The sequence below is a fragment of the Flavihumibacter sp. CACIAM 22H1 genome (genome assembly GCF_001601815.1).
Classification (GTDB): domain Bacteria; phylum Bacteroidota; class Bacteroidia; order Chitinophagales; family Chitinophagaceae; genus Flavihumibacter.
Map to the genome: position 1 here is coordinate 71865 of NZ_LUKG01000006.1, position 5200 is coordinate 77064.

Consider the following 5200-nt stretch of genomic DNA (forward strand, 5'->3'; position numbering starts at 1 on the left):
GAATTGTATTACCCTGCTATTATGAAAGCAATTCATGGAACAGGGTTTAAAGGATATGTTGCCCAGGAATTTATTCCTGCTGCATCGGATAAAATTGCCTCGTTAAAGAATGCGATTGCAATCTGTGATATTTAATAATCAAAACGCTACACTCATTTCAAATTATTGTTATGGCTGAAAATACGTACGACGCCATCGTAATTGGCTCCGGAATCAGCGGTGGATGGGCCGCCAAAGAACTGACCGAGAAAGGATTAAAAACCCTGCTGCTGGAAAGGGGAAGGGATGTAAAGCACATAAAAGATTATGTCAATGCCAATAAACACCCCTGGGAGTTCCCGCATCGGGGAGGCAGAACGCAGCAGATGATTGCAGATTACCCGGTTTTAAAAAGAGATTACCCGCTGAACGAAACCAATCTTGATTTTTGGGTCAATGAGAAGGACTGCCCCTATACCGAAGTAAAACGATTCGACTGGTTCCGCGGTTACCAGGTGGGCGGCCGTTCCCTAACCTGGGGAAGGCAGAGCTACCGTTTCAGCGACCTTGATTTTGAAGCCAATCTCAAAGACGGGCACGGGGTCGATTGGCCTATCCGTTATAAAGACATAGCTCCCTGGTACAGCTATGCAGAAAAATTTGCAGGCGTAAATGGATCCAAGGAAAATTTATGGCAGTTACCAGATGGTGATTTCCTGCCACCGATGGAGTTGAATTGCGTGGAAAAAGATGCCGCCGAACGTATCCGGCAGCATTACAAAGATGCCCGCCGGTTGATCATCGGAAGAAGTGCTAACCTTACGGCGGCCCTGAATAACCGAAGCAATTGCCAATACCGTAATAAATGCTGGCTGGGTTGTCCGTTTGGGGCGTATTTCAGTACCCAATCTGCTACACTTCCGGCAGCTATGGCAACCGGTAATCTTACCCTTCGCCCCTGGTCGATCGTGACTAAAATTATTTACGACAAGGATACCAAAAAGGCAAAAGGAGTGGAGGTGCTGGATGCGGAAAACAACAAGACCTATGAATATTTTGCCAAGATTATATTCCTGAATGCATCGGCGCTGAACAGTACCTGGATTCTAATGAATTCTGCCACGGATATTTGGCCAGATGGGCTGGGAAGCAGCAGTGGTGAGTTGGGGCATAACCTGATGGACCACCACCTGGGTGTTGGGGCAGGAGGTATAGTGGAAGGATATGAGGATAAATATTTTAATGGCCGCCGCCCGAATGGTTTTTATATTCCCCGGTATAGGAATCTAAAAACAGACGATGGAAGAGGATATGTTCGTGGTTTTGGTTACCAGGGATCTGCCAGCCGGCAAGGCTGGAGCCGTGATATTGCTGAGCTAAATATTGGCGCAGAATTAAAAGAAGCCCTGACTGAACCAGGAACCTGGACCATGGGTATGGGTGGATTTGGAGAGATATTGCCCTATCATGAAAACAAGGTTTCGCTGGATAAGACGAAAAAAGACAAATGGGGATTGAACGTATTGGCGGTGGATTGTGAATTGAAAGAGAATGAGCTGAAAATGCGGGAAGATATGATCAATGATGCCGCGGAGATCCTGGAAGCAGCAGGTGTTAAAAATGTACAGAAGAGAAATGGGGATGGCACCATGGGACGAGGAATTCATGAAATGGGTACTGCCCGTATGGGAAGAGATCCCAAAACATCTGTGCTGAATGGATGGAACCAGGTGTGGGATGCGCAGAATGTATTTGTGACAGATGGTGCCTGTATGACTTCAGGCGCCTGCGTAAATCCTTCGCTTACCTATATGGCATTAACTGCAAGGGCTGCAGACCATGCTGTAACTGAGTTGAAAAAAGGAAATTTATAATAGAAAAATTAAAGCTTATGAAACGCAGACAAGCCGTTTCAACCATGGCCGTAATACTTGGTGGATCAATGGTAGGATCCCAATTATTTCTTACGGGTTGTAAACAAACGGATAAAAAAGCCGGCACAACTGATTTTACGGCAGAGGAGCTGGCACTGTTGGATGAAATAGGTGAAACCATTATTCCAACAACAGATACACCGGGTGCTAAAGCAGCGCAGATTGGTGCGTTTATGAAAATTATGGTAACCGATTGCTATGATGAAGCTGCACAGAAAGTATTTGTAGAAGGAATTGACAAACTGGAAGCGGCCAGTGATAAAAAATTTGGGAAAGGGTTTATGGCATTGGACGGCGCGCAACGAAAGGAATTGCTGATTGAATTAGATAAGGAGCAGCGTGAATACCAGAAAACCAAAAAGGAGGGAGAACCGAATCATTATTTCAAAATGATGAAAGACCTGACCCTTCAGGGATATTTTACCTCCGAAATTGGTGCTACCAAAGCGCTGCGGTATGAGGCTGTACCAGGAAGGTACGAAGGTTGTGTACCGTATAAAAAAGGAGACAAGGCCTGGGCTACCTGAGAAGAAGGCTTATACGATAAAAAAGAATACCCGCCAGTTGATTCCGGCGGGTATTTTTGTATTAGGCTTCTGAACCACCTTCTATTGGGGTGGAATTGTTGTCTGGCGTTGGTGCTTCTACCACAGGAGCTGCTGGAGCTGGAGCTGGTGCTTCCTTTTTAGCGGCTTTGCGGCTGGCTTTTTTAGCGGCTTTCTTAGGAGCAGCCTTTTTAGGAGCAGCTTTTTTGGGAGCAGCTTTTTTGGGAGCAGCTTTCTTGGCGGCTTTTTTTGCAGCTTTTTTAGGGGCAGCTTTTTTAGCGGCTTTTTTGGGAGCAGCTTTCTTCGCGGCTTTTTTAGGAGCTACCTTTTTAGCGGCTTTTTTGGGCGCTGCTTTTTTAGCGGCTTTCTTAGGCGCTGCTTTTTTAGCTACTGCTTTTTTCAGCCCTTTTTTGGGAGCAGCTTTTTTGGCAGCTTTTTTGGGAGCGGCTTTCTTTGCGGCTTTTTTAGGGGCGGCTTTTTTAGCAACCGGTTTTTTTACTGCCTTTTTGGCCGGCGCTTTCTTTGCGGCCTTCTTTTTTGTGGGCATATTAGTTCGTGATTTTGAGTGAATAATGGGTTAACAAGAAAGATTTCTAAATTTACATCCCTTGCGCATATCTACCAATATGTCAGTGACTTTTATGTGGATATTTTTTAAAAGGTGGTAATCTTTTTCCCTTTTTCTGTCAATTTGGGTAAATCCGACATTTTTTGTGCCTCCCTAAACAAGGTTTCGTATTTCCGGCAGAATACTTACCTTTGCGTCCCAAATTGGGATTTTTGGCTTTTGACGCTTAACATTTTTAACATACAACAATGGCAGACTTAAGATTTCAAAGAAACTTTGGTATTGCGGCCCATATCGACGCCGGTAAAACCACCACTACAGAGCGTATTCTGCGCTACACAGGTATGATTCACAGAATCGGTGAAGTGCACGATGGTGCGGCTACAACCGACTGGATGGAACAGGAGAAGGAGAGAGGGATTACCATTACTTCTGCTGCTGTAAGCTGCCAGTGGAATTTCCCAACCGATAAAGGAAAGCAGACTGCTGATTCTAAAAAATATTCTTTTAATATCATCGATACCCCAGGCCACGTGGATTTTACGGTGGAAGTAGAGCGTTCTATGCGTGTATTGGATGGTCTGATTGCTTTGTTCAGTGCGGTGGATGGTGTGGAGCCGCAATCCGAAACGGTATGGCGCCAGGCAAACCGTTACCGGGTACCCCGGATCGGATTTGTCAACAAAATGGACCGTTCCGGTGCAGATTTCCTGAACGTAGTTCGCCAGGTAAAAGAAATGCTGGGTGCCAAAGCGGTTCCCCTGCAGCTTCCAATCGGTGCAGAAGATAACTTCAAAGGCGTGGTTGACCTTATTAAAATGAAAGGCATTATCTGGCATGCCGAAACGGAGGGTATGACATTTGATGAAATTGATGTACCTGCCGATATGTTGGAAGAAGCGACTGAATGGAGAGCTAACCTCGTAGAAGCAGTAGCCGAATATGATGATACGCTGATGGAGAAGTTCTTCGAAGATCCGAACCTGATTACGGAAGCTGAAATGCATGAAGCCATCCGTAAGGCAACCATCGATCTTAGCATTGTACCGATGATGTGCGGATCTTCTTTCAAAAACAAAGGTGTTCAAACTGCATTGGATGCGGTATGTCGTTACCTGCCCAGCCCGGTAGATATCGAAGCCATTGAAGGTACTCACCCCGATACAGGTGAAACCATTACCCGCAAACCAGATGCAAAAGAACCTTTTGCTGCCCTGGCTTTTAAAATCATGACCGATCCCTTCGTTGGACGGCTGGCTTTCTTCCGGGCTTATTCCGGTCACCTCGACGCTGGTTCTTATGTACTGAATGTACGCAGCGGTAAAAAAGAGCGTATCAGCCGGATCATGAAAATGTTTGCTAACAAGCAAAACCCAATCGATTTCATTGAAGCTGGTGATATCGGTGCCGCAGTTGGATTCAAGGAAATCAAAACCGGTGATACGCTTTGCGACGAAAATCACCCGATTACCCTTGAAAACATGTTTATTCCAGAGCCGGTAATTGCGGTTGCTGTAGAGCCTAAAACCCAGGCGGATGTAGATAAAATGGGTATGGCAATTGCTAAACTGGTAGAAGAAGATCCTACACTTCGTGTAAATACAGATGAAGAAACCGGACAAACAATTCTACGCGGAATGGGAGAATTGCACCTGGAAATTATCATTGACCGGATGCGTCGTGAGTTTAAAGTAGAAGTTAACCAGGGTAATCCCCAGGTTGCATACAAAGAAGCATTCTCCGGAAAAGTGGAACATCGCGAAACCCTGAAAAAGCAAACAGGTGGTCGTGGTAAGTTCGCCGATATCTATTTTGAACTGAGTGCAGCAGACGAGGAGTTTATTGCAGCTAACCCCGGCAAAAGCTTCCAGTTTGTGAACGATATCTTTGGTGGATCTATTCCTAAAGAATTTATTGCTCCCATTCAGAAAGGATTTGAATCAGCAATGAGCACCGGCGTATTGGCAGGCTATCCTGTGGTAAGCATGAAAGTGCGCATTTTTGATGGAAGTTTCCACGCCGTTGACTCGGATGCCATGTCGTTCGAATTGTGTGCAAAACAAGGATTCCGTGAAGCGGCCCGTAAAGCTAAACCAGTATTGCTGGAGCCGATCATGAAAGTGGAAGTAGTAACACCTGATCAGTATATGGGTGATGTTACCGGTGACCTTAAC

4 protein-coding genes are annotated in these 5200 nt (G+C 45.5%); 3 read left to right on the forward strand and 1 reads right to left on the reverse strand.

What is annotated here, in order from left to right; all coding sequences use genetic code 11:
• Window positions 1–170 precede the first annotated feature (170 nt).
• Window positions 171–1853 carry a GMC family oxidoreductase gene (locus A1D16_RS03300; RefSeq protein WP_290707794.1) on the forward strand — a complete coding sequence of 561 codons (1683 nt, stop codon included), beginning with the start codon at window positions 171–173 and terminating at the stop codon, window positions 1851–1853.
• A 17-nt stretch (window positions 1854–1870) separates the two neighbouring features.
• Window positions 1871–2440 carry a gluconate 2-dehydrogenase subunit 3 family protein gene (locus A1D16_RS03305; protein ID WP_290707795.1) on the forward strand — a complete coding sequence of 190 codons (570 nt, stop codon included), beginning with the start codon at window positions 1871–1873 and terminating at the stop codon, window positions 2438–2440.
• Between the two features lie 61 nt (window positions 2441–2501).
• Here A1D16_RS03305 and A1D16_RS03310 read toward each other — a convergent pair whose 3' ends face one another.
• Window positions 2502–3005: a hypothetical protein gene (locus tag A1D16_RS03310; protein ID WP_290707796.1), complete on the reverse strand. Its 504-nt coding sequence runs from the start codon at window positions 3003–3005 to the stop codon at window positions 2502–2504.
• Between the two features lie 269 nt (window positions 3006–3274).
• On the opposite strand from A1D16_RS03310, the gene fusA reads away from it, so the two are divergent.
• On the forward strand, window positions 3275–5200 hold a 1926-nt coding region (gene fusA / locus A1D16_RS03315; protein ID WP_290707797.1), incomplete at its 3' end, for an elongation factor G.

Excerpts from the sequence above, each read along its gene's own strand:
- A1D16_RS03310 (WP_290707796.1), bottom strand. The coding sequence starts at position 3,005 with ATGCCCACAAAAAAGAAGGCCGCAAAGAAAGCGCCGGCCAAAAAGGCA.
- A1D16_RS03305 (WP_290707795.1), top strand. The coding sequence starts at position 1,871 with ATGAAACGCAGACAAGCCGTTTCAACCATGGCCGTAATACTTGGTGGA.
- A1D16_RS03300 (WP_290707794.1), top strand. The coding sequence starts at position 171 with ATGGCTGAAAATACGTACGACGCCATCGTAATTGGCTCCGGAATCAGC.